Here is a 25,620-nt window from a genome sequence, read left to right on the forward strand (position 1 = left end):
CTAAAACTTTCGGTAGAAAAATATATTACAAAAGGGGTCGAAAAGACCCCTTTTTGAGTATAAAATTAAATTATTCACTAGATTTCCTATTACTTTCCTCTCATTCCTAATTTCAAGATGAAAACTGTTGATATTATAAATGCAAAGCCGACAAAGTCGATTAATTGTAATTTTAAATTCAAAAGCACCACGCTAAATAAAATTGCAGACAACGGCTCGCAGGTATTTAAAAGACTTGCATTTATCGGGCCTATGAGATTAACTCCGCTCATATAAAGGAAAAATGAAATTACCGTTCCAATTACCACAAGTCCTAAAAATGCCATTATTGTTAAAAAATCCAATTCAACAGCAATATTCCACGGTCTTAAAATCAAACTCAAAAAAACTCCACCAAAAAACATTGCATAACTTAAAACAGAAAAGCAATTATGTTTTTTTAGTAGCACAACCGGTGTTAAGCTGTAAGTTACAAGTCCAACTCCTCCAAGAAGTCCCCAAAACAAAGCATTCAGATTTATGGAAAGACTGTTGATATTCCCATGTGTTGCAACTAAAAACGTTCCGATTAATGCAAAAACTAGGGAAATACTTTCAACCTTGCTTGGAAGTCTTAAATTTCTTATACAAACATAGATAACCAAATAAGACACTCCCAAATATTGCAAAACTGTTGCAGTTCCTGCATTTGAATAGGAAATTGCCATAAGATAAGTAAATTGGGCTCCGACAAGCCCTGATATTCCAAAATTTATAAGTCGTAAAATGTCTTTTTTATCTTTTAAAGGCTCAAAAGTTTTTTTACCGACGACAAAAAGTGAAATTACAAATAAAATCACAGATGCCGTTAAAAGTCTTACCGGAGCAACCCAAAGTGGAGAAATTTTTTTAACAGAAAACAAATAATCTCCACAAAATCCAGAAAATCCCCAACAAATCGCCCCTAAAATCGTATATAAAAAACCTTTCGTATTATTGTTCATTTATTTCATACACTTTCTTATTTGCCAATGCTTCATCAATAAGTTTATCAACTTCTAAAAGAGATAAACTGTTATTTATATCTTCAATCTTTGGTTTTGTTACCGGATGTTTTGGTAAAAACACAGTACAGCAATCCTCAAAAGGCAAGATGCTTGTTTCGTAAGTGTCTATCGTTCTTGCAATATCAATGATTTCAGTTTTATCCATTGCAATTAAAGGTCTTAAAATTGATATTTCAGTAGATTTATCCACAACTGTAATTCCTTGAATAGTTTGACTTGCAACCTGTCCAAGACTTTCTCCTGTAATCAAAGCGTGATAATTTTGTTTTATCGCAAGTTTTTCAGCTATCTTCATCATAAAAATTCTACCTAAAATTGTAATTTCCTTTTCAGGACATTTACTTGCAATCTCTTTTTGAATAGGTAAAAGATTTATGCTTGTCATTGAAAATTTCCCAACATAATTTGAAAGAATTTTTGCAAGGTCCTTAACCTTTTCTTCGCCTCTTTCACTTGTGAACGGATAAGAATGGAAGTGTATCGCGCCGATTTCCATACCTCTTTTTCCCATAACAAAACCTGCAACGGGACTGTCGATACCTCCTGAAAGAAGTAGAAGTCCCCTACCACTTGAGCCGATTGGAAGTCCACCAAAACCTCTATATCTCTTAACATAGACATAAGCATATTCCTTAACGTCAACATAAACAGGCATTTGTGGATTATGAACGTCAACCTTTAAAAGATTGCCAAAATTTTTAAGAATTACACCACCAAGTTCTCTTGAAAGTTCCGGAGATTTTGGAGTAAATTTCTTATCAACTCTATTTACGAAAACCTTAAAAGTTTTTTCCTCATTTATTTCCAAATCACCTATTAAAGTCTTTGTCGCCTCTTTTATACTCTCTACATTTTTTTCACAACGTAAAACTTCACAAATATAAAAAATCCCAAAAACTTTTTTAATTTGCTCAATCATTTCCTCAAAAAGCTCTTTATCAGCCTTGATATAGACCTTGCCTTGCTCCTTGTAAAATTCTTCGACTTCAAAATTTGAGATAGCCTTTTTAATCTTTCTTATAATTCTATTTTCAAAATCTTTTCTATTATCTCCCTTTAAAGTCAATTCTCCAAAGCTAACACTAATTAAATAATCCATTATCTTCCCCTTCTCATAATCATTCTAATTTCATCAATATATTTTTTAAGTTTTTCTATAAAAATTTTAATCTCTTCCTCCGTATTGAACTCAGACATTGAAATTCTAACTACACCATCGCTGTACTTATCTTGAAGTTTTATACCATCAAAAGTTCTACTCTTTTTACCCTTGCTACAAGCAGAGCCTGTTGAAATATAAATCTTTTCGCTTTCCAAGAAATGTAAAAGCACCTCACTTCTAATATTTTCAAAAGCTACCGTTACAATATTTGGAACGCCATTTTCATTAGTCAAAAATTTGTGATTTTCGATTTCTGAAATACCCCCTATTAAAAGCTCTCTTAGATGATGCAAATATTCTTTTCTTTTTTCAAGATTTTCATACATAAATTCAGTCGCAACCTTTAAACCCATTATACCCGCTACATTTTCAGTACCTGAGCGAAAGTCCTTTTCTTGACCTCCACCCAAAACAAAAGGTCTTAAATTTATATTTTTATTTACAAAAATTGCACCAATTCCCTTTTGAGCATGAATCTTATGCCCACTCAAAGTTAAAATATCAATCTTTGATTTTCTAACATCAATATTAACCTTACCAAAGGCCTGAGCAGAATCGACATGAAAAATACATTTCTTATTTTTTTCCTTAATCGCCTTTCCAATGCCTTCAACATCTTGAATAACCCCAAGTTCATTATGAACATAAGCGATTGAAACAATTTCTGTATTCTCGTCAACAAGATTTTTTACACTTTGAATATCGATATAGCCCCTATCATCAAGCTTTAAGCTCCTAATCTCTTTTTTCTCTTTTAAAGACTTAAACACATTGTAAACAGAAGAATGTTCAATATCCGTTGAAACAATATTCTTTCCCTTTGCACTTGAAATCGAGCCGAAAATCGCAGTATTATTCCCCTCAGTCGCACAAGAATTGAAAAAAATTTCCTCGCTCTTTGCATTTATGTACTTCGCAATTACTTCCCTACAAGAATTTATATCCCTCGAAACAGAATAACCGAAATCATAAAGAGATGACGGATTCCCAAAGGACTCTTTCAAATACTTAACCATAATATCTATAACTTCATCACGAACAACCGTAGTCGCCGCATTATCTAAATAAATCATATAAACTCCTTAAAAACATACTTTTTCTTATATTATTGTAATATAAATCCGTAAAATAAGCAATGAGTTACAAGATTTTAATTTGTACTTTTTTTCGATGTATGCTTACACAATTACTCATTATGACCAGTACGAAAATTTTTCACGTCATAGTATCTTAACATTTAAAACCCCTCACTACCTCATCCCGAGCGTTAGTCAATCTAGCCCTAACTTATTTGTTTACAAGAATAAGTGAATATATCGTAGATACATCAAATTATTTAAATTATACATTCCCCAACAAAAAAATCAACGGAAACCCGTTGATTTTTTATTTCATAAATTTACATATTCAACTCTTCTCTAAACTTGGCAAGGGCTTTTTTTTCAAGGCGACTTACGGTCATTTGAGAAATGTTTAGTTCTTTTGCAAGGGCAACTTGCGTTTTTTCTTCAAAATATCTTCCGAGTATTATTTGTTTTTCTACTTCGGTTAATTTTGTTAAAGTTTTTTTGATGAAGTCTTGGTTATCGACAAAATCAAATTCTTTGTCGTCTTCTCCAACTATGTCGATTAGGTTTGTATCTTTGTCTTCGCTGTCTGAGTTTTCAAAACTTTGATCTAAGGATTGAGGTGTATAAACTTTACTAGCTTCCATAATTTCCAGTACGTCTTCTTCTGAAAGTTCTACATAGTCGGCAATATCTTTAATTGTTGGAGTTCTTCCAAGCTCTTGTGTTAAATGATATTTTGCATTATTAACTTTTTTAGAGTTCTCTTGTATTCTTCTTGGAACCCGAATTACCCAACCTTTATCTCTAAAATATCTCTTTATTTCTCCAACGATAGTTGGCATTGCAAAGCTTGAAAATTCAAAGCCTTTTGAAATGTCATATCTATCTATGGCATAGATTAGTCCAAGGCTTGCGACCTGGAACAAATCGTCGTAGTCTATTCCACGATTTACATATTTTTTAGCTAAAATTTCAGCCATATATAGATTTTTTTCGATTAATTTATCTCTAAGTTGTGGTGTGGGATTTTCAAAATATTCTCTAAAAAGAGCTTTTATTTTTTCTGAATCTGGTTTGTTATATCCCTTTTTCTTCATATTTCTATCCTTTGTTTTTAACTAAAAATATACTTTTTTCTTTAAATTCTATTTTGTCAACTAAGCTTTCTAGGATTAGTAGAGCAAATTTATTTTCTTCTCGTTCTTGTATTCCTGAGATTGAAATGTCTGAGCTTACTTCTATTTCCATTTTATCTTCAAGAACATTGACTGCGATTTCTACAAATTCACATTTTTCAACAAAGAAATTCATAACTTCAGAAATTGAAACTTTCAAATCTTCTATATTTTCAATATCCATAGCGATTGTATTGGCTATGGAAGCGACCAAAAGTCTTATTGTTGAGATATATTTTTTTTCTGAAGGAATTTTTACAAATATTTTATCCATAATTACTCCTCTATTTCAAAAACTTTATCTAAATCTGTAATAAGAAAGATTTTTTTGATATGTGGTTTTAATCCTCTTATTACAAGTCCTTCGCCTTTTTCTTTTATGTTTTTGTAGATGCTTATGAAAGCGCCAAGTCCTGTTGAATCAACATAAGAAAGATTTTCACAATTTATTATTATTTTTTTAACGCCCTGGGCGGAATTAACTTTTTCTTTTAATTCTTTGTTTGAGTTAATGTCTAAATCTCCTTGTAAATCAACAAAAAGTGTTTCTTCTTCTCTTCTTAAATCAACTTTTAGTTCCACTTCGTACCTCCCTACTCAACGTCATTTACATATTTTGCAACTGCAACTATTTTGTCATCATCTTTATTTACGTCTTTGATGATAACTCCTTGTGTATCTCTACCTTTTACAGGTATATCTTTAACTAGAAGTCTTATGATTCCACCACTTTGTGAAAGCACGATAACTTCATCATTTTGATTTACGATTTTTGATGAAACGACATATCCCGTTTTGTTTGTTACTTTGTATGTCTTAACACCCTTTCCGCCTCTATTTTGTACTTTGTAGTTTGAGGCTAAGGTTCTCTTTCCAAATCCGTATTCAGAAACTACAAGTAGGTGTTTTCCTTCAGAGTCAAGATTCATTGAAACAACTTCATCATCTTTATCAAGTTTGATTCCTCTAACTCCTTGTCCACTTCTTCCTATTTCTCTAATATCTGAAAGGGCAAATTTGATTGCAAGTCCTTTTTTAGTTACTAGGATTGCAGAGTCCTCAACAGTTGAAACTCTAACTTGAATAAGTTCATCGTCCTCAACTAAGTTAATTGCTTTCATTCCAACTTTTCTGATTGACTTGAAAAGTTCAACTGAAGTTCTCTTAATTGTACCATTCTTTGTAGCCATAATTAAGTATTCATCAGCTCCAGCATCTTTTACCGGTATTACTGCATTAACTTTTTCTCCATGCATCAATTCTAAAAGATTTATTATATTTTGTCCTTTAGCTTGTCTTTTTCCTTCTGGAATTTCGTAAGCCTTAAGTTTATAAACTCTACCTTTGTTAGTGAAAAATAAAATCATACTATGAGTTGAAGTTACAAAAAGACTATCTACATAGTCGTCTTCTTTTGTTGTAAGAGCGACAACTCCCTTTCCTCCTCTATTTTGTACTTTGTAAGTATCTTCAGGAATTCTCTTGATGTAACCTTGTTTTGTAAGAGTTATTACAACATCTTCTTCTTTGATTAACTCTTCAATTTCGATTTCATCAAAGTTTGGTTTGATTTCAGTTCTTCTTTCATCTCCAAATTTTGTTTTTATTTCAGAAAGCTCTTCTTTGATTATATTTAAGATTAATCTTTCGTTTCCTAAGATTTCTTTAAGTCTTGCAATTTCTTTGATTAGAGAATTGTACTCATCTTGTAGTTTTTCTCTTTCAAGTCCTTGAAGTCTTCTTAAACGCATTTCAAGGATACTTTCAGCTTGAATTTTAGTAAAGCCGAAACGTTCCATAAGTTTTTCACAAGCATCAGAGTAAGATGCTCTAATTATCTTGATGATTTCATCAATATGGTCGATTGCCTTTAAAAGTCCTTCAACAATATGTGCTCTATCTTCAGCTTTTTTAAGTTCAAATTTACATCTTCTTGTGATTACATCTCTTTGATGCTCAACATAGTATCCGATTAATTCCTTTAAGTTTAAAACTTTCGGCTCTCCATTTACAAGCGCAAGGTTTATAACCCCAAAAGTTGTTTGCATTTGTGTATGTTTATAAAGATTGTTTAAAATAATATTTGGGTTTGCATCTCTTTTTAATTCGATTACAATTCTAATCCCCTTCATATTACTTTCATCTCTTAAGTCTGAAATTCCTTCAATTCTCTTATCCTTGATAAGCTCAACAATCTTCATAATCAAATTAGTTTTATTAACTTGATATGGAATTTCTGTAATTATAATTCTATTTCTATTATTATATTCTTCAATATTTGCAACTGCTCTTACAGTAATCTTTCCACGTCCTGTATGATAAGCCTGTTTAATTCCCTCAAGACCCATAATATTAGCACCTGTCGGAAAATCAGGCCCTTTTACAAATTGCATAAGCTCTTCGATGGAAATATCGAAATTATCGATATATTCACAAGTCGCATCAATTACTTCAGTTAAATTATGTGGTGGCATATTTGTAGCCATACCAACAGCGATACCGGCAGCACCATTTACCAAAAGATTTGGAAATTTACTTGGAAGAACGACAGGTTCTTTTTCGTTTTCGTCATAGTTCGGAACGAAATCAACTGTATCTTTATTTATATCTCTTAACATTTCAAGAGCAAGTTTTTGCATTCTAACTTCGGTATAACGAGGAGCAGCCGCACCGTCGCCGTCAATTGTACCAAAGTTTCCTTGCCCGTCAACAAGAGGGTAACGCAAGTTGAAATCTTGTGCAAGTCTTACAGTTGCATCGTAAATTGCAGAATCACCATGAGGGTGATACTTACCCATTACTTCCCCAACAAGTCTTGAAGATTTCTTATAAGCCTTGTCAGGTAAAAGTCCAAGACCTTGCATAGCGTAAATAATTCTTCTATGAACAGGCTTTAATCCGTCTTTTATATCAGGTAAAGCTCTTGCCACAATTACACTCATCGCATAGTCAAGATATGAACTTTTCATCTCTTTTTCAATATCTACATCTATTATATTTAATTTATTTTCTATTTCAGCCATTTATTCCTCCTATGCGTCAAGATTCTTAACATATTTAGCATTTTGTTCGATAAACTCACGTCTTGGCTCAACCTTATCTCCCATAAGAGTTGAGAAAGTTTCGTCTATTGAAACAAGCTCTTCATCATCGATTTTAACTTGTAGGAAAAGTCTGTTTTCAGGATTCATTGTAGTTTCCCAAAGTTGTGCAGGGTTCATTTCCCCAAGACCTTTATATCTTTGAATTCTATGAGCATCACGACCAAGTTCATCTAAACTTGTTTGTAATTCTTCATCAGTCCAACAATATTTTACAACCTTAACCCCTTTGATTATTCCGTAAAGTGGTGGTTGAGCGATATAAACATGACCTTGTTCGATTAATTCTTTCATATAACGATAGAAGAAAGTTAAAATAAGCGTTCTAATATGCGCACCGTCAACGTCGGCATCGGTCATAATAACTATTTTTCCATATCTTAAATTATCTAAATTAAAATCTTTTCCGATTCCTGTACCAAAAGCAGTAATCATTGATTTGATTTCTTCATAACCTAAAATCTTATCAATTCTTGCCTTTTCAACATTCATAATCTTACCTTTAAGTGGTAAAACGGCTTGGAATTTACTATCTCTACCTTGTTTTGCAGAACCACCGGCAGAATCCCCTTCGACAAGATAAATTTCATTTACAGAAATGTCGCTCTCTTGACAGTCGGATAACTTTCCGGGTAGAGTTGTATTGTCAAGGATAGATTTTTTACGAGTTAAATCTCTTGCCTTTCTTGCAGCCTCTCTAGCCCTTGCACTGTTTTGCGCCTTTTCTATAATGATTTTACCAACCTTTGGATTTTCTTCCAAGAAAGTCATTAGGTTATCATAAAGGAAAGTTTCAACAATCCCACGACTCTCACTATTTCCAAGCTTAGCCTTAGTTTGTCCTTCAAATTGTGGATTTGGTAGCTTTATTGAAACAATACCTGTAAGACCTTCTCTCGTATCATCACCTTGAAGGTTTGAGTCCTTATCTTTTATTAGATTATATTTTCTTCCATAGTCATTTATCGCACGAGTTAGGGCAGTTTTAAAACCAACTAAGTGAGTTCCACCCTCTGGAGTGTGAATATTGTTAGCAAATGTTAAAATATTTTCAGAATATCCGTCTGTATATTGCATTGAAATTTCAACTTGTGAATTATTTTTTTCGCCTTGGAAGTAAATAACATCACTGTGAAGTGCATTTTTATTTCTATTCATATACTCAACAAATGACTTAATTCCACCTTCATAATGGAAAGTTTCATTAAAATCTTCTCTTTCATCTGTAAAAACAATCTTAACACCCTTATTTAAAAATGCCATTTCTCTAAATCTATTTCTTAAAATTTCTTTTTCAAAAATAGTTGTATCAAAAATTTCGCTATCCGGTTTAAAAGTTATAATTGTACCATTTTCTTTTGAAGTTCCAACAACTTCTAATTTTGAAGTCGCATCCCCTCTTGAAAATTTTTGCTCATAAAGTTTTCCATCTCTCTTAACATTGGCAACAAGCCATTCTGAAAGTGCGTTTACAACAGAAACACCAACGCCATGAAGTCCACCTGAAACTTGATAAGCGTCATTATTAAACTTACCACCTGCATGAAGAATAGTCAAAACTGTTTCAAGAGTTGATTTTCCAGTTTGTGGATGTACTTCAACCGGAATACCACTACCATTATCCTCAACGCTAACAGAATTGTCTTTATAAATCTTAACAGTTATCGTATCACAAACACCAGCCAAAGCCTCATCAATACTGTTGTCAACAACTTCGTAAACCAAGTGATGAAGTCCCTTTGCCCCTGTTGAACCGATATACATACCAGGTCTAAGTCTAACAGGCTCAAGTCCGGTTAAAACCTTAATATTTTTCGCACCATAATCTCTAATTTTTTCTTTACTCATATCTTCCCTTTCTAACATTTTCCATTTCTATGATATTTACATTGTTATAATTATTTACAAATGACAAATCAGTCGTCGTTATAAAGACTTGATTTTCAGTTAAATAGTCTAAAATCTCATATCTTCTATTCTCATCAAGCTCGCTGAACAAATCGTCAAGCAAGATAATAGGCTTTACACCTTTGAACTCTTCAAAGATATTTTTTTGACACATTTTAGTTGTAATTATAATATTTCTCTTTTGACCTTGTGAAGAAAAACTCTTCGCGTCATTTCCATTTAAAATAAATTTAAAATTCTCTTTGTGAACTCCAAAATTTGTAGTTTTATTCTCGCAATCAAATTTATAAGACTTTGAAAAATTTTCTAAAATTTCCTTTAAACACTCACTTTCAGACTTATTGTAATCAGATAAAATTGACTCATACTCTATGTAAAGAGTTTCTCCTGCTAACTTTTGATGAATGGAATTTATTTCTCTATTTATTAAGTCAATCATCTTTTTTCTCTCTAAAGCAATCTCATAGCATAAAAGTGCAGATTTTTTTGTCAAAGCATTCATCTCTTGCTTATAAAAACTTGACAAATTCATTCCTTTTAGAAGTAGATTTCTTCTAAAAATCACATTTCTATACATATTCAACTTTTGCTTGTAGCCTTTAATCATTTTCATAATAAAGCTGTCAAAAAAATTTCTACGGTAATTCGGACTTTCCGTAATAATTCTAAGCTCATCAGGGAAAAATCCTAAAACATTCGAAAAATCATAAAGCTCATTTACACTTTTTAGCTTAATATCATCTATTTTAAAAACTTTTTTCTTATCGTCTGTGTATAAAAAAGAAATTTTATTTTCAAATCCCTTTTCCTTAACAAAGGTATCAACCTTTGTAAAATTCTCTTTAAAACTTATAAAATCCTCTTGTTTTATAGCTCTAAAACTTGATGCAACAAGAGAAAAATAAATCGCCTCTAAAACATTCGTCTTTCCGATTCCATTTTTACCAACCAAGATATTTATATTTTCCTTAAAATCAAAAGAAATATCCTTTAAATTTCTAAAATTGGTTAAATGTACTTTTTCAACTATCAAACTTACCTCTTTTTAACAATTACAGTTTCTTCAGTTTCTAACATTACTCTAACAATCATTCCATCATAGATTTTTCTTCCACGTCTTGTTTCAACTTTACCGTCAACTAAAACCAACCCTTCAGAAATGAAGTATTTTGCATCGGTTCCCGTTTGAACAATCCCTGCAAATTTTAATAATTGGTCAAGTTTTATAAATTCGGTTTCAATAAAAATTTCTTCCATTTTAAACTCCTAATATTGATAATCTTGTAGTAAAACCGGTAAAACTAAATAAGTATAGTTAATATTTTCATCTTCCGGTCTTATGATACAAGCTCCGGCTCTACCGTTAAATGTTATTACGACAGTATCTTGTTCGATTGTCTTTAGACCCTCTAAAACATATTTTGAATTAAAGGCAATCTTTAAGTCATCTCCCTCTTTTTTAATGTCGATAATATCTTTTAAATCTCCAATTTCAGAAGAACCCTCAACTAAAATACTTGTATCGTCAATGCTGAAAGTAACTAAATCGCCTTTTTCAGCCTTGTAGATAATATTTGCTCTTTCAATCGCATTTATCAAATCACGTCTTGTAACAACTACCTTAGTCTTATGCTCATAAGAGAATAAAGCTCTGTAATTTAAATATTCTCCCTCTATTACTCTAGTTGAAAAGATTGTATTTTCAAAAGTGAAAATTGCACTTCCTCTAACCAAAGAAACGCCTACAACAGAACCTTCCGGAACAATCTTTGAAAGTTCATTTAAAGCTCTTGGAGGAATAATTACCTTATTTTCAACATTTTCTGAAATTTTAAAACTTCTCTTTGCAATTCTATGACCGTCAAGAGCAACAAAATCTACATTTCCATTTTCAATTTCAACATCAACACCATTCAAAACAATTCTGTAATCATCAATCGCTGCTGCAAAAATAGTTTGCTTAGTAGCAACTTTAAGTAAATTTTCTTGAACAGTAAAATCAACCTTATTTTCAAAAGTTGGAAATTCAGGATATGAATAAATATCCATTGCAATAATATTGAATTTTGAATTTTCACTTTGAATAAAGACTTTTTCTCTATCAACCTTTATAGTTACCTCATCATTAGGTAATTTTCTTATTATATTAGAAATCATAGTTGCATTAAGTAAAACTTCTCCATCCTCAACAACCTTACAATCAGTTGAAGTTTCGATAGCAAGTTCTAAATCAGTTGACTTTAAAGTTAATTTATTATCCTTTGCGATAAATAAAATCCCTTCTAATATAGAAGTATTATTTTTTAAACTTATCGCTCTTAAAGATATATTTATCAAACTCAAAAGTTCGTTTTGCATTATCTTTATTTCCATCATATTCTCCTTTTTTCATACATAAAAAAATATATATATTTAGTAGTAATAGTAGTAGGGGCTGTGGATAACTCAAATATCACTCTTTAACATTTAAATCAACACATTTCCCGACTGTATAACTACTGTATAACTTACATATTAATCACAAACTTATTAACACAATTAACAACAAAAATTTTATAAAAAGTTATCAACAACTTATCCACCGACTTTTAAACAATATAAGTTGAATAACTAAAAATTTCCTTAAAACAAAAATTACTTTTTTGTAACATACATTACCATTCTCTTTACACTCTTAGCTCATCTTAGCCAAACGAAAGTGCAAAGAGAAATCTTTGAACATGGTACTTTCCTTACCTTTAGCAGGCTTTACTAATCTTCTAAAAGTTTTTTTATGTTCTCTACATCTTGTCTTACGGACTCTGTCGTCTTTATCTTTTCGTCAATTTTCTTAACACCGTGCATTATAGTCGTATGGTCCTTTTCAAAAGCAGAACCTATATTTCCCAAAGCACAGTCTAACATATTTCTGCAAAGGTACATCGCAACCTGTCTTGGATAAGCGATTGAACTCGCTCTATTTTTAGAGCTTAAATCAGAAATTTCTATTTTAAAGTAATTACTAACAGTTTCTTTAATCAAGTCGATATTTAATTCTTTTTTATTCATTTCATTTAACTTTTCAGATAAAATTCCTTTGACATAATCAACAGTCATCGGAGCATCTTTTTTCAGCTTGTAATGTGCCAAAACATTGATTAAAGCTCCCTCAAGCTCCCTGATATTCGTCTTTATATTCATTGCGATAAATTCTAAAATATCATTCGACAAAGCTATCGGCTCATATTTAATTTTATCTTGTAAAATAGCCATTCTAGTTTCAAAATCAGGTGGTTGAATATCAACTGTTAAGCCCATATTGAACCTACTTTTTAACCTATCCTCAAGATTTTTGATTTCCTTAGGTGGTCTATCAGATGAAATGATAATTTGCTTATTTCTACTGTATAATTCATTAAAAGTATGGAAAAATTCCTCTTGAGTTGCAGTTTTTCCAGCGATAAATTGAATATCGTCAATAAGCAAAACATCAACATTTCTGTATTTTTTCCTAAATTCGGATTCAGAATTTTGATTTTTATCCCTAATTGAATCAATCAAATCAATCGTAAATTTTTCACTACTTAAGTATAAAACTTTACAATCAAAATGTTTTTGAATTTCATATCCTATTGCCTTCATAAGGTGAGTTTTTCCAAGTCCTGAGTTTCCATAAATGAAAAGTGGGTTGTAAGTTCCGGCAGGATTTTTGGCAACTGCCTCAGCTGCAGCCATTGCAAACTCGTTATTTTTACCCTTTATGAAATTGTCAAAAGTAAATTTATCAGGAAAAGAAGAAGAATTATTTGAAGAAGAAATCTTCTTTAACTTTCCTTTTTTATTCCCCTTTTCACTACTAGTTGTAAAAAACGAAGTTTGTCCACCTGAATTTTTAATCGCATTTAAATAAACTTCATCTGTTGCAACAACAGGTAAAAGCTCGGATTTTTCTTGAGTCAAAGGAAAAAGTTGGTTATTTATTGCATCTTCAATATATTCCTTAAAATTACCATTTATAAAATTTTTAATATAATTCGATTGACAAAGCACCATCAACTTGTTATCCACATAACAAATTGGCTTTAAAACGTCAATCCAAGTAGCAAATCGGCTTTCCCCAAGTTTTGTTTTTAATTCATTACAAACTTCAAGCCATAAACTATCGACCATTATTTCATTCTCAAACATAAATTACTCCTCATAAAAAAGTTATTAACATATTTATCCACAGTGAATAAAATTTTTAAAAGCTTTAAATTTAAACATTTAAAAGCTGTTTCAAAAAAATTATTTAAAGACTTTAAAAAGTTATCCACAATAATTTAAAAGTTATCCTGTTTATAAAAAAATGCTTAAAAATACAAATTTTAAAAAAATTTTTCAAAATTTATTAAAAAATAATAAACAATTTATCCACATATTTATTCCACTTATCCACATATTACGATTTTGTAAAAAATAAAATCAAAAAAAATTAAAGCCCAAACGAACTTAAATTTAAAAAAAATTTTAAAATATTTAAAGATTTTTATACAGTTAAATTATACCAAAAACAGATAAAAAATTCAAATTAATATATAAAGAAGAGTTTTGATTGAATTACTTGGATAAAAAAGGAAAAAAACTTTGCTTTAAATATGTTTGCTCTAAATATGTATAAAAATTTGTAATTTTTTTGTATTTTTGACTTGACAATTATACTCTAAATAGCTTATAATTTATGGTAGTGTTTTATTAAATAACCTAAAGGTGATTATAACAAGGAGGTGTCATCTATAATGAAAAGAACTTATCAACCAAATAGAAGAAAAAGAAGTAAAATTCACGGTTTTAGAAAAAGAATGAGTACAAAAGCAGGTAGAACTGTATTAAAGAGAAGAAGACTTAAAAATAGAAAAGTTTTATCAGCATAGGCCAACATTAGTGTGGCCTTTTTCTAAACTTCACATTTGTGCTTTTTAATGTATAGAAAGATGATGTATGAAAAAGGAAATTAGATTAAGAAAAAATAGAGAATTTCAAACTGTTTATAGACGTGGTAAGAATTTTTGGAATAAGGAATTCACTATTTTTATTAGACCAACAAATAAAAAAAGAGCTAGGTTTGGGGTTTCCATTACTAAAAAGTTTGGAAAGGCAAACAAGCGTAATTTGATTAAGAGAAGAATAAAAGAGATTATTAGACTTAATGTGTGCGATTTAGGTTTAGGTTATGAAATGGTAATTTTACCGAAAAAAAACACTTTAGAGATTGATTACATTGAACTTGAGAAGTCTTTATTAAGACTTATAAATTGTGCTTTGAAGAAGGTTTTAAATTGAGAAGATTAATGATTTTACTTATAAAGTTTTATAGAAAATATATTTCAGGACTTTTGGGTTTTGGTAAGTGTAAATTTACTCCAACTTGTTCGGAATATGCGATTTTAGCATATCAAAAATATAATTTTTTCAAGGCGACTTTTTTAGTTATATGGAGAATTTTAAGATGTAATCCTTTTGGAAAAGGTGGGTATGACCCACTAAAATAGGAGGAATTAATGGCGTTTTTAAGAAATTTAATGGGGTCATTATTGAAATTTATTTATGAAGGGGTAGCGTCAATTTTACCTACTGAACCGGCTAGTATTTCATATTTAGCTATTAGTATTATTATAATTTCAATAATTTTTAAGGTTGTACTTTTCCCTGTATTTTTAAGTACTATAAAAAATCAAAAGATTCAAGCAAAATTTGCTAAAGAACAACAAAAGATAAGAGAAAAATATAAACATGACCAACAAGCTATGAATATGAAGCTTATGGAGTTCAATAAGGAGCATGGAATTAAACAATTAGGTGGTTGCCTACCTATGATTTTCAACTTGATTCTAGTTTTAGCTATGTTCTCAGTAATGAGAGAACCTTTGTTATATATCTTTGGGGATGCAAAGGCTGATGTTATGAAAAATTTCTTTTGGATAAAGGATTTATCTGCACCTGACCCACTTTTATATGGACTTCCTTTGATAAATGCTGTTACTCAATATATTTATCTTGATTTGAGCAATAGGGACCAACAAGATAACCCTGCTGCAAAATCTATGGATACTATGAAATACATATTTCCTTTGATAATATTTATTTCAGCTAGAAGTTTCTCAGCAGGTCTTGCTCTTTACTGGGCATGTACAAATGTTGTTGAAATTTTATTAAGATTAGCTTTAACTGCTTATGAAAATAGAAAAGAAAGTAAGTAGTAGAAAGGGGCAAATGATGAGCGTTACAAAATCAGCAAAAACTATTGATGAAGCTGTAAAACTTGCGTTAGATGAATTAAAAGTTGACATTTCTTGTGTTGATGTTAATGTAATTGAAAAACCAAAGAGCGGTTTTCTTGGCTTTGGCTCAAGAGATGCTTTAGTTGAGGTTACATTAAAAGATGAAAAAATAGAAATGTCTAAAGAAACTTGTTGTAAAGAAGAAAACAATATAGATAAAAATGAATATATAGAAAAATTAGAAGTTTTCTTAAGAGATTTAATTTCAAAAATGGGAACAGATTGTGAATTAATCTTTAGTGAAGATGAAGAAGCAATCAGTATAGATATTGAAAAATCTGAAGATTTCAAGATGTTAATCGGAAAATCAGGAGAAACTTTAGAAAGTATCCAATACATTTTAAATATTTTTGCCAGAAGAAATACTTCTTTAGAAAAAAGAGTTTATTTAGATGTAAATGGATATAAGAAGAGAAAAGAAGAATCTATAAGAGAAATGGCTATGACTTTTGCTAAAAAAGCTATTAAGTATAGAAAAGTTATGAGACTTAGACCTATGAATGCTTACGAAAGAAGAATTGTTCATGCAACTTTACACAATATGAAAGGTGTATTTACAGTTAGCGAAGGTGATGAACCTTATAGAAAGGTTGTAATAAAACCTAAATTTTAATATGCAACAAAAAAGAACGTTTAGGCGTTCTTTTGCTTTATTGTGGAACAATATTCCCGGGCACCCACCCGTTGAAGGAGAAAATATGGAAAATACTATTGTTGCTATTGCAACTGCTACTGGAGAGGCCGGTATTGGCATTGTAAGATTAAGTGGAGAAAATTCAATAGATATTGTAAAAAAGATTTTTATTCCTTTTGATAAAAAAGAAATAGATAAAAACTCCAACAGAATGATGAAATACGGACATATTTACGACCAAGACGAACTTGTTGATGAAGTTATGACTTGTTTTATGTTTGCACCTCATACATACACTAGAGAAAATGTTGTTGAAATTTTCACTCATGGAGGGATTGTCTGTCTTAAAAGAGTTTTAAATCTATGTCTTGAAAATGGAGCGGTATTGGCTGAAAAGGGAGAATTTACAAAAAGAGCTTTTTTAAACGGTCGTCTTGATCTTTCTCAAGCTGAGGGTGTTATCGACTTAATAAAGGCAAAGACTGAATTTTCTCATAAGAGTGCTATCAATCAATTAGAGGGACATTTAAGTAAGAAAATTAAAGAATTTAGAGAAAAACTTCTTGATATTTTGAGTTTTGTAGAGTATTCTATAAATTTCACAGAAGATATGCAAGAGGAATTGCCACTTGATAATGTAATTTTAAAAACTGAAAACTTGATAAGTGATATGGAAAATCTGCTTGGAGAGTCAAACAAGGGAAAAATCTTAAAAGACGGGATAAATGTTTCAATAATCGGAAAGCCGAATGTTGGAAAGTCCTCTTTACTTAACAGAATCCTAAGACAAGAAAGAGCAATCGTAACAGATATTGCAGGAACTACAAGAGATTTAATTAAAGAGGATATTGAACTTGCCGGAATCAAATTAAATATAAATGATACTGCAGGTATCAGAGAAACTGCAGATGTAGTTGAGAAAATCGGTGTTCAAAAGTCAATTGAGGCCGTTAAAAATTCAGATTTGAATTTAGTTTTGTTCGATATTTCAAGAGAATTGGACGAAGAAGACGAAAAAATAATAAATCTTGCAAATACAACTAAATCTATTGGAATTTTAAATAAGGTTGATTTGGATAAAAATTTGAATGTAGAAAAATTAAAAGAAAAAATTAATTTTGAGCTTATAGAAATCTCTGCACTTAAAAATGAAGGTATTTCAAAACTTGAAAAATCAATCATTGATATGTTTTTCGATGGAAAAATAGAAATAAAAGATAAGGCATTAATCACAAATGTTAGACATGAAAACAGTCTTAAAACTTCATTGGAATTTTTAAAATCATTCTATGGAGATATTAAAAATATGGTACCACTCGACTGTTGTGAAGTTGATTTAAGACGTTCCTACGAATTGCTTGGAGAAATAATCGGAGAAAATATTTCAGAGAATATATTGGACAATATATTTTCAAATTTCTGTATTGGAAAATAAAGACGGTGCACCGTCTTTTTTTATGGGAAATTATTTATGTATCTGTGATACATTCACTTATGCTTGTGTGCAAGCATAAGTGTGAGATTTCCGCAGTCGATTGTACTCAAATCAAAGATTTGAACAATCTTTGCGTCAGACCTACTATTGCTTGTGAACAAGCAATAGTAGGTCCTGTAAAGGACTTAAATAATAATTACAATCCCCCAAACTAATCACCAACAAAAAAATTCTCAAAAAACTATTGACATATTATATTATATGTTTTATAATATAATCAAAATAAAGTGTTAAGAGGTAAAAGTTATGGATATTGTAAAAGAATCAAGAAAACAGATGATAAAATTAATTATGACAACTATAACGGGAAATTTTGGTAGTTCTATTTTGTCATTTATTATTGGACTTTTGATTTTAAAAAAGACTGAGTCTGCTTTAAATTTTGGTATTTCTCAAGTTATAGGACCTTTGGTTGCTCTTGTTTTAGTTCCTTTTGTTGGAGCTGTTGTAGATAAGTATAATAAGAAGATTGTAATTGTAATTGCTCAGCTTTTTAGTATTGTAAGTTTGCTTTTATATGCTTTAAGTTTAAATTCTAATGCCGAAACTAATTTAATTAATACCTATATGTTATTAATTTGTTTAAAAGTTGCAGATCAATTTTTAAATAATGCTTTTGCATCTTCTGTAAAAAAAGTTGTATGTGAAGAGTATATTCAAAAGGTAAAATCCTTTCAACAGATAGCATCTTCAGGAGTTTATATTATTTCTCCGGTTTTAGCAGTTTTTTTACTTACAAAATTAGAGTTAATCTATTTTGTGCTTTTGGAAGCGGTTATTGAGTTTATAACTATTTTAATTGTACTTTTTATTAATTTTAATCTTATTAAGACTGAAGTAACAGAGAATTATGAAGAAAAGAAAGTTTTAAAGATGTTCGTCGAAGGTATCAAATATATAAGAAACAAAGAAGTTTTAGTTTTTATTATCTTCTTTGCGATGTTTATAAATTTCATTTTTGCGTCTGTTTCGGTTGGACTGCCCTATGTTTTGATTAATGAGATTAAGATTTCTGATTATCTTTACGGTATTGTAAATGCGACATTTCCAGTAGCAATGATAGTTTCATCTATAATTTTGTCAATGATGAAAGATATAGAAAGTCCTTTGGAGTTTTCTTTTAAATGGATACGTGGAACTGCTGGAGTTTTATTATTTTTAGGAATTGCCCTTTTATTTAAACTTAGCACTTTTTCATATTTTATAGTATTTGTGATATTTGCATTTGGAGTTAATTTTGTTGGAAATTTTGTAAATACTCCGATGTTTGTATGGTTTACAAAGGCTGTTCCACATGAATATCAGGGTAGAGTTTTTAGTATTATTGAAACGGGTTGTCAGCTTTTAAATCCACTTGGGATATTATTCTATTCTATTTTATTTGATAATTTCAAAAGCTCATATATATTCATTTTTTCAGGATTAGTTTTATTGGTATTTGTATTTGTACCATATATTTTAAAAGTAGATTTAAAGACAAAGAGTTTTTAAGGTCTCCCTTTCTTAGTATAAAAAAATGAGAGTTATCAAAACTCTCATTTTTTAATATTCACATATATCTTTTAATTTTCCAAATGTTTTATATTCAACTTTTTTTAATTCTTCGATATTTTTTACTCCAAGTAGTAACATAATCATCTTTGTTTGGTATATCAAAGATTTTAAGTAATCTTCTGCGAATTTGTATCCTCCATGGATTAAATATCTTAGAATTTCTCCTGCAATGGCAACCATATCGCTACCAAGTACGATTGCTTTTACAATATCCTCTCCAGTTTTTATTCCACCCGAGCCGATTAATGTAAAATCATCGGAAATTTTTCTGCAATCTATGATACATTTTGCGGTTGGTATGCCCCAACTGTAAATATTTGTAAAGTCCAAGTCTGTTCTTCTTAAATCTTCGATTTCAATAAAATTTGTTCCACCAAAACCGCTTACATCAATGTATTTTACTCCAACGCTAAGTAGTTTTTCACAAGTTTTCTTCGAAATGCCACAGCCTGTTTCTTTTACAATTACCGGTACATCAATATTTTTTACAATATTTTCAATATTTTCCAAAATACCGAAAAAATTTCTATCTCCCTCAAACTGAACAATCTCTTGAGCAGGGTTTAGGTGAAGAGAAATTGCATCAGCGTTAATCATTTCAATGCTTTTTTTGACATCATCAAGACTTGATAATGCAGAAAGGTTTGAAATTAAAATATTTTTCTTGTCCAAGACATCATTTACCACCGTAAAAGTTTCAACAAGCTCCTCATCTTTTAAAGCTACCTTTTGGCTACCAACTTCAAATGCAAGATTGAAATTTTTACAAAGTCTTGAAAGATCCTCATTCACATCAAAAGAAGTTTCAGCGCCTCCTGTCATTGCATTTACAAGAAGTGGAAAAGATAGTTTTTTTCCTAAAAATTCAACCGAAGTGTCGATTTCATCGAAGTTTAAGTCTGTTAATGCAAAGTGTTCGATATATACATTTTCAAACAAAGTATTCGATTTAAAATTACTCTTTAAAAAATTTTCTATATGTTCTTTTTTTCTTTCGTTTTCCATATCTAACCTAATTAATTGTTATTGTTGTTATTATTAGTATTGTTGTTTGTATTTTTGTTTTTATTAGTATTTATTTGTGAGCCGTTATTTTGATTAATTAAATAATCACCAAACATTTCTTTAACAATTGTATTTAATTTTGAACGGTTTGGAATAAAATAACTTATGTTATTTATATAAGCAGGTTCACCCGGAACAATTTGTGTATTCATCTTATCTACATTTAAATTACCTGCTTTTAAAGCTGATTTTGCTATTGTAGAGAAAGGAATATTTGTATTTACAGTTTTCTTTACAACATCTAAAATTTCCGGAATTTTCGCAAGATTTTTAGGTTTAGTCAATTCTTTTACAAGAGCTTTTATGATTAATTGTTGAGATTTAACACGACCCATATCTCCTTCAGCATATCCTGCTCTAAATCTTGCAAATTGTAGAGCTTGCTTTCCATTTAAAACTTGTTTACACGGTTTTAAATGAACATTATCTTCTGCTACGTCAACTTGAACAGGAACATCTACTTCAATACCGCCAAGTACATCTACAATATCTTTAACTGAGAAGAAATTAACTCTTACATAGTAGTCAATATCCAAGTTTAAGAAATCTCTTGTAGTTTTCATAGCAAGTTTAAGACCGCCAAAGTGATGAGCGTGGTTAATTTTGTCTAACTGTCCTCTAACCATAACTCTTGAATCACGAGGGATGGATAAAATATCTACCTTTCCCGTTTCAAAATTAACTTTTGCTAAAATCATCGTATCTGTTCTGTTTTGCTCAGTAGTAGCACCACTAAAGTCATCGCTATCAAGTCCAAGAACTAAAAATAAAAGTTCATTATCAACAACTTGCTCAATAATGTTGCCTTCGCCTAAATCATGGCCTAAAAATTCTACCTTTGAAGTAACTTCCATAACATCTAAAACTTTATTAGCTACCCAAAATATTCCTGCAAATAAAGCTAAAGATATTACAAAAGTTATTATAAATTTCTTTTTCATATAACGCTCTCCCTATTTTATTAATTTACTAATTACCTTAAAACTACTATGCTCTGACGTTTTTATCAAATCAAAAAGGATAGTTTCAACATTAGTAACACTTGCACCCAATTCTTTAATTAAATCCAAGCCGTTTTTTAAATTTTCTTCACTTCTTGAACCGACAGTTTCAAAAGGAACAAAAACTTCAAAATGCTCTTTTAAATCTCTAACTGTTTGATATACACAAATATGAGTTTCTACACCCGTAACGATTATAGAAGTTTTTCCGTTTTCTTTAAGTTTCAAAAGCTCATCTTCAATAATCGGATAAGCAGAGAAACAATTTTTAGAAAAATATTTTGCATTTGCATCTAACAAAGAGGATTTAATTTCTGTAACAGTTTCTCCAATCCCCTTAGGATATTGTTCGGTATAAATTATCGGGATGTTAAGCTCTTTACAAGCCTTAATCAAAATATCTGTGTATTTTATTATTCTTTCATTATTTTTTATTACCGGCATTAGCCTTTCTTGAATGTCCAACACCAATAAAATCATATTTTCTATTTTCATAAAATTCTCCATTCTAAATTAAAATATAAACCATTGGTAACTATTTTATCATTTTATAGATATTTTTTCAACAGAAATGGAAAATTTTTTCATATTTTGTGAAAATATTGGTAAAATTCTATTAAAAAAAGCTAACATTTTAATTAAGACACAATATTTGTTATTAGAATTTTAAAGCAAAAAAATTTTATAATTTTTTAAATTTATTATTCAATTTTAGATAAAATTTGTTGACTTTTAGTAATATTTAATATATAATGTTCATAAAGTAATATTAAGAGGTGTTTATGAACAGAATTGATTTAGATATACTAAAGCATATTTATAAAAATAAATATACTAATCAAAGAGAATTGTCAAAGTTAACAGGATATTCTCTAGGAGCTGTAAATAAGGCTATAAAAAATTTATTGGAAAATGAATATATTGATGAAAATATCAATTTGACAAATATTTCAAAAAAATTAATAAATGATAACCGTCCAAAAAGTGCCATTATTTTGTCTGCAGGTTTCGGTATGAGAATGGTACCTATAAATGTAGAAACGCCAAAGGCTCTGCTTGAAGTTAATGGAGAGGTTTTAATAGAGAGAACTATAAGGCAATTAAGGGAAAAAGGAATAAATAAGATATTTGTTGTTGTAGGGTTTTTAAAGGAAAAGTTTGAGTATTTAATAGATAAATTTGGTGTTGAACTTATTATTAATCCACAGTACGCTACTAAAAATAATTTATTTTCATTAAATTTGGTTTTGGAAAATTTAGATAATTCATATATAATTCCTTGTGATATTTTGTGTAAGGAAAATCCATTTAATGAAGTTGAAACATATTCTTGGTATATGGTTACAGATGAGCTTGATGAAAATAGTACTGTAAAGGTAAATAAGAAAAACAATCTTGTTTGTGCATGCGAAACGGAAAATGGAAATAAAATGATTGGGATTTCTTACCTTTGTGGAAAAGAGGCTGATTTTGTAAAGAAAAGAGTATCTGATTTAGTTAAATTTAATAAAAATAGAAATTTATTTTGGGAAAGTGCATTGACTAAGGATAATAAATTTTTAATTTATCCAAAACTTGTTAGTTCAAAAAAATATTTTGAAATAAATACTTACGAACAGCTAAGAGAAATTGACAGCGGTTCTAATAATTTGCAAACAGATGCGATAAATATAATATGTGATTGTTTAAATGTTGGAATTGAAGATATTAAGGAAATTAAAGTTTTAAAAAAAGGAATGACAAATCGTTCATTTATATTTACTGTTAAAGGTGAAAAATATATTATGAGAATTCCAGGAGAGGGAACTTCAGAACTTATAGATAGAAAGCAAGAGGCCCAAGTGTATTCTGTTATAAAAGATAAAGGAATTTGTGATGATTTAGTTTATATCAATCCCGAAAACGGCTATAAAATTACAAAGTTTATTGAAAATTCAAGAACTTGTGATGACAAAAATAATGATGATTTAAAAAAATGTATGGAAAAAATAAAGCTGTTACATTCTTTGAATTTAAAAGTAAATCACGAATTTGATATTTTTGAAAAAATAAATTTTTATGAATCTTTATGGAAAAATAAAAAATCTATTTATTCTGATTATAAGGATACAAAGGAAAAAATTTTTTCTTTAAAAGATTTTATAGAAAAAAATATAAAAACTAAATGTCTAGCTCATATTGATGCAAATTGTGATAACTTTTTGTTTTCAAAAGACTCATCTCTTCGTTTGATTGACTGGGAATATGCATCTATGCAAGACCCTGATATAGATATTGCAATGTTTTGCATATACTCTCTTTACGATAAAAAACAGATTGATAATTTGATTGATATATACTTTGAAGGTGGGGTACCAAAAAATACTAAAATAAAAATTTATGCATATATTGCTTGTTGCGGATTACTTTGGAGTAATTGGTGTGAGTATAAGTTAGATTTTGGTGTCGAGTTTGGAGAGTATTCTCTTAAACAATACAGATATGCCAAAGATTATTATAAGATTGTAAAAGAATTATTAGGAGAGGATTTTTAATATGGAAAATAATTTAAAGAATCGAATAGACTGGATAGCTACGATTGTTCCATTGGTAGGAGTTGTAATAGTAAGTATATTATTTTTATTTCAATCTGAAAGTTCTACTTTTGTTTTGGAAAGTATAAGAACATTTTTAGGTGATGATTTTGGAATTTACTATGCAATTTTAGGTGTTGGAATACTTCTTTGCAGTTTGTATATTGCTTTTTCAAAATATGGGACAATAAAACTTGGAAAAAAAGACGATAAGATAGAATTTTCATCTTTTACTTGGGGCGTTATGATTTTTACATCCACAATGGCGGCAGATATTCTATTTTATTCATTATGTGAATGGGCTTTATATTCAAATGAAGCACATATTAAAAATATGGGTGGAATTCAAAAATGGGCATCTACCTATCCACTATTTCATTGGGGGCCAATAGCTTGGAGCTTTTACATAATCCTTGCGGTGGCTTTTGGTTTTATGTTACATGTTAGAGGAAGAGAAAAACAAAAATTCTCAGAAGGTTGTAGAGCAATTTTGGGAAATAGGGTTGACGGAATTGTTGGTAAGATTATAGATTTGATAGCAGTTTTTGCACTTATAGCAGGAACGGCGACTACTTTTTCACTTGCAACACCTTTATTATCTTCATCAATAGCAAAAGTTTTTCACATTCAAAACAGTACCATTTTAACCGTTTTAATTTTGCTTTTGATTGCCTTTGTATATACTTTTGCAGTTTTATTTGGAATGAAAGGAATCTCAACACTTGCAAATTTCTGTTCATATTTTTTCTTTGCACTACTATTTTACTTTTTGTTTTTAGGAGGAGAAACAAGATATATTCTAGAGACAGGTTTTAGTGCAGTTGGAAATTTATTACAAAATTTTATCGGATTATCAACTTGGATGGACCCACTTAGAGAAACTTCATTTCCACAACATTGGACAATTTATTATTGGGCTTATTGGATGGTTTGGTGTGTTGCAACTCCGTTTTTCATCGGAAAAATTTCAAAAGGAAGAACTATTAAACAGACAATTCTAGGTGGATATTCCTGGGGAATTTTAGGAACATTTACCTCATTTATAATTCTTGGAAATTATGGAATGAGTGTCCAATTAAAAAAAGGAATTGATATATCAGGATTTATATCAAACGGAGGAAGTCATTCAGATGCTATCCTTAAAATTTTTGACACATTACCTTTTACCGAAATAGGACTTTTGCTGTTGGTTATAACTATGATAGCTTTTTATTCAACAACATTTGATGCATTAACAATGGTAATAGCATCATATTCATATAAAAAATTGCCAATAAACGAAGAACCTCATAGATTGGTAAAAGTATTTTGGTCAATAGTATTTATATTATTTCCAATTTCATTGATATTTATGGAAAAATCTATGTATAGTTTACAATCCATTGCTATTATTTCAGCATTTCCGATAGGAATAATAGTTTTATTAATAGTTTTTAGCTTTTTTAAAGATGCTAAGAATTACTTAAACGAGAACAAAAAAAGGGGATAGCCCCCTTTTTTATTTTATCCATCTTCCATTTTTATCGACTCTGTAACC

24 protein-coding genes are annotated in these 25,620 nt (G+C 29.8%); 9 read left to right on the forward strand and 15 right to left on the reverse strand.

All coding sequences use genetic code 11. The features are described from left to right. Nucleotides 1–89: 89 nt before the first annotated feature. The 12 genes from HMPREF3181_RS03865 to dnaA all read right to left on the reverse strand — a co-directional run bounded on the left by HMPREF3181_RS03865 (nucleotide 90) and on the right by dnaA (nucleotide 13,629). Nucleotides 90–983 (reverse strand): DMT family transporter, encoded by an 894-nt coding sequence (locus HMPREF3181_RS03865; RefSeq protein ID WP_068473261.1) that lies wholly within the window; start codon nucleotides 981–983, stop codon nucleotides 90–92. Next, the gene (thiI, locus tag HMPREF3181_RS03870; RefSeq protein WP_068473264.1) at nucleotides 973–2,145 is read right to left on the reverse strand and encodes a tRNA uracil 4-sulfurtransferase ThiI; all 1,173 of its coding nucleotides are present in this window, start codon (nucleotides 2,143–2,145) and stop codon (nucleotides 973–975) included. The genes HMPREF3181_RS03865 and thiI overlap by 11 nt, the downstream gene beginning before the upstream one ends. Beyond that, nucleotides 2,145–3,281, reverse strand: a complete 1,137-nt coding sequence (locus HMPREF3181_RS03875; protein WP_068473267.1) for a cysteine desulfurase family protein — start codon at nucleotides 3,279–3,281, stop codon at nucleotides 2,145–2,147. Before HMPREF3181_RS03875 ends, thiI begins: the two co-directional genes overlap by 1 nt. Nucleotides 3,282–3,607: 326 nt before the next feature. Beyond that, nucleotides 3,608–4,375 carry a SigB/SigF/SigG family RNA polymerase sigma factor gene (locus HMPREF3181_RS03880; protein WP_068473269.1) on the reverse strand — a complete coding sequence of 256 codons (768 nt, stop codon included), beginning with the start codon at nucleotides 4,373–4,375 and terminating at the stop codon, nucleotides 3,608–3,610. Between the two features lie 4 nt (nucleotides 4,376–4,379). Further along, complete coding sequence (locus HMPREF3181_RS03885; protein ID WP_068473273.1) at nucleotides 4,380–4,727, reverse strand: ATP-binding protein; 348 nt, start codon at nucleotides 4,725–4,727, stop codon at nucleotides 4,380–4,382. A gap of 2 nt (nucleotides 4,728–4,729) precedes the next feature. After that, complete coding sequence (locus HMPREF3181_RS03890) at nucleotides 4,730–5,035, reverse strand: STAS domain-containing protein (RefSeq protein ID WP_068473276.1); 306 nt, start codon at nucleotides 5,033–5,035, stop codon at nucleotides 4,730–4,732. Nucleotides 5,036–5,046: 11 nt separating this feature from the next. Further along, nucleotides 5,047–7,476, reverse strand: a complete 2,430-nt coding sequence (gene gyrA / locus HMPREF3181_RS03895) for a DNA gyrase subunit A (protein WP_068473279.1) — start codon at nucleotides 7,474–7,476, stop codon at nucleotides 5,047–5,049. 9 nt (nucleotides 7,477–7,485) lie between these two features. Beyond that, a complete protein-coding gene (gyrB, locus tag HMPREF3181_RS03900) occupies nucleotides 7,486–9,402 on the reverse strand; it encodes a DNA topoisomerase (ATP-hydrolyzing) subunit B (RefSeq protein ID WP_068473281.1) in 1,917 nt (638 codons plus the stop codon). Then, on the reverse strand, nucleotides 9,395–10,495 hold the full coding sequence (locus HMPREF3181_RS07515; protein ID WP_156435987.1) for a DNA replication/repair protein RecF: 1,101 nt from the start codon (nucleotides 10,493–10,495) through the stop codon (nucleotides 9,395–9,397). The genes gyrB and HMPREF3181_RS07515 overlap by 8 nt, the downstream gene beginning before the upstream one ends. Before the next feature lie 2 nt (nucleotides 10,496–10,497). After that, a complete protein-coding gene (locus HMPREF3181_RS03910; protein WP_068473285.1) occupies nucleotides 10,498–10,719 on the reverse strand; it encodes an RNA-binding S4 domain-containing protein in 222 nt (73 codons plus the stop codon). 9 nt (nucleotides 10,720–10,728) lie between these two features. Next, nucleotides 10,729–11,835, reverse strand: a complete 1,107-nt coding sequence (dnaN, locus tag HMPREF3181_RS03915; protein ID WP_068473289.1) for a DNA polymerase III subunit beta — start codon at nucleotides 11,833–11,835, stop codon at nucleotides 10,729–10,731. A gap of 378 nt (nucleotides 11,836–12,213) precedes the next feature. Then, on the reverse strand, nucleotides 12,214–13,629 hold the full coding sequence (gene dnaA, locus HMPREF3181_RS03920; RefSeq protein ID WP_068473292.1) for a chromosomal replication initiator protein DnaA: 1,416 nt from the start codon (nucleotides 13,627–13,629) through the stop codon (nucleotides 12,214–12,216). Nucleotides 13,630–14,219: 590 nt separating this feature from the next. Here dnaA and rpmH point away from each other — a divergent pair. From rpmH to HMPREF3181_RS03955, 7 genes are all read left to right on the forward strand, one after another. Beyond that, a complete protein-coding gene (rpmH, locus tag HMPREF3181_RS03925; RefSeq protein WP_068473295.1) occupies nucleotides 14,220–14,354 on the forward strand; it encodes a 50S ribosomal protein L34 in 135 nt (44 codons plus the stop codon). A 67-nt stretch (nucleotides 14,355–14,421) separates the two neighbouring features. Then, nucleotides 14,422–14,763, forward strand: coding sequence for a ribonuclease P protein component (rnpA, locus tag HMPREF3181_RS03930; protein WP_068473299.1), 342 nt, complete (start codon nucleotides 14,422–14,424; stop codon nucleotides 14,761–14,763). An 8-nt stretch (nucleotides 14,764–14,771) separates the two neighbouring features. Next, nucleotides 14,772–14,972: a membrane protein insertion efficiency factor YidD gene (gene yidD, locus HMPREF3181_RS03935; RefSeq protein WP_068473624.1), complete on the forward strand. Its 201-nt coding sequence runs from the start codon at nucleotides 14,772–14,774 to the stop codon at nucleotides 14,970–14,972. Nucleotides 14,973–14,981: 9 nt separating this feature from the next. After that, nucleotides 14,982–15,680, forward strand: coding sequence for a YidC/Oxa1 family membrane protein insertase (locus HMPREF3181_RS03940; protein ID WP_068473302.1), 699 nt, complete (start codon nucleotides 14,982–14,984; stop codon nucleotides 15,678–15,680). Between the two features lie 16 nt (nucleotides 15,681–15,696). Beyond that, nucleotides 15,697–16,374 (forward strand): RNA-binding cell elongation regulator Jag/EloR, encoded by a 678-nt coding sequence (jag, locus tag HMPREF3181_RS03945; RefSeq protein ID WP_068473305.1) that lies wholly within the window; start codon nucleotides 15,697–15,699, stop codon nucleotides 16,372–16,374. 85 nt (nucleotides 16,375–16,459) lie between these two features. Beyond that, the gene (gene mnmE / locus HMPREF3181_RS03950) at nucleotides 16,460–17,830 is read left to right on the forward strand and encodes a tRNA uridine-5-carboxymethylaminomethyl(34) synthesis GTPase MnmE (protein WP_068473308.1); all 1,371 of its coding nucleotides are present in this window, start codon (nucleotides 16,460–16,462) and stop codon (nucleotides 17,828–17,830) included. Nucleotides 17,831–18,136: 306 nt separating this feature from the next. Beyond that, nucleotides 18,137–19,381, forward strand: coding sequence for an MFS transporter (locus HMPREF3181_RS03955; RefSeq protein ID WP_068473311.1), 1,245 nt, complete (start codon nucleotides 18,137–18,139; stop codon nucleotides 19,379–19,381). 51 nt (nucleotides 19,382–19,432) lie between these two features. On the opposite strand, the gene fni is transcribed toward HMPREF3181_RS03955, so the two are convergent. The 3 genes from fni to HMPREF3181_RS03970 are packed head-to-tail and all read right to left on the reverse strand — an operon-like array spanning nucleotide 19,433 to nucleotide 22,005. Then, nucleotides 19,433–20,449: a type 2 isopentenyl-diphosphate Delta-isomerase gene (gene fni, locus HMPREF3181_RS03960; RefSeq protein ID WP_068473314.1), complete on the reverse strand. Its 1,017-nt coding sequence runs from the start codon at nucleotides 20,447–20,449 to the stop codon at nucleotides 19,433–19,435. A gap of 11 nt (nucleotides 20,450–20,460) precedes the next feature. Beyond that, a complete protein-coding gene (locus HMPREF3181_RS03965) occupies nucleotides 20,461–21,450 on the reverse strand; it encodes an LCP family protein (RefSeq protein ID WP_068473316.1) in 990 nt (329 codons plus the stop codon). Nucleotides 21,451–21,462: 12 nt separating this feature from the next. Beyond that, complete coding sequence (locus HMPREF3181_RS03970; RefSeq protein ID WP_068473319.1) at nucleotides 21,463–22,005, reverse strand: isochorismatase family protein; 543 nt, start codon at nucleotides 22,003–22,005, stop codon at nucleotides 21,463–21,465. A 287-nt stretch (nucleotides 22,006–22,292) separates the two neighbouring features. On the opposite strand from HMPREF3181_RS03970, the gene HMPREF3181_RS03975 reads away from it, so the two are divergent. Together HMPREF3181_RS03975 and HMPREF3181_RS03980 are read left to right on the forward strand one after the other, a co-directional pair. Next, nucleotides 22,293–24,044 (forward strand): NTP transferase domain-containing protein, encoded by a 1,752-nt coding sequence (locus HMPREF3181_RS03975; RefSeq protein WP_068473323.1) that lies wholly within the window; start codon nucleotides 22,293–22,295, stop codon nucleotides 24,042–24,044. A 1-nt stretch (nucleotide 24,045) separates the two neighbouring features. After that, nucleotides 24,046–25,572, forward strand: coding sequence for a BCCT family transporter (locus HMPREF3181_RS03980; RefSeq protein ID WP_068473326.1), 1,527 nt, complete (start codon nucleotides 24,046–24,048; stop codon nucleotides 25,570–25,572). Nucleotides 25,573–25,620 lie beyond the last annotated feature (48 nt).

The sequence above is a fragment of the Parvimonas sp. KA00067 genome (assembly GCF_001553085.1).
Lineage (GTDB): Bacteria > Bacillota > Clostridia > Tissierellales > Peptoniphilaceae > Parvimonas > Parvimonas parva.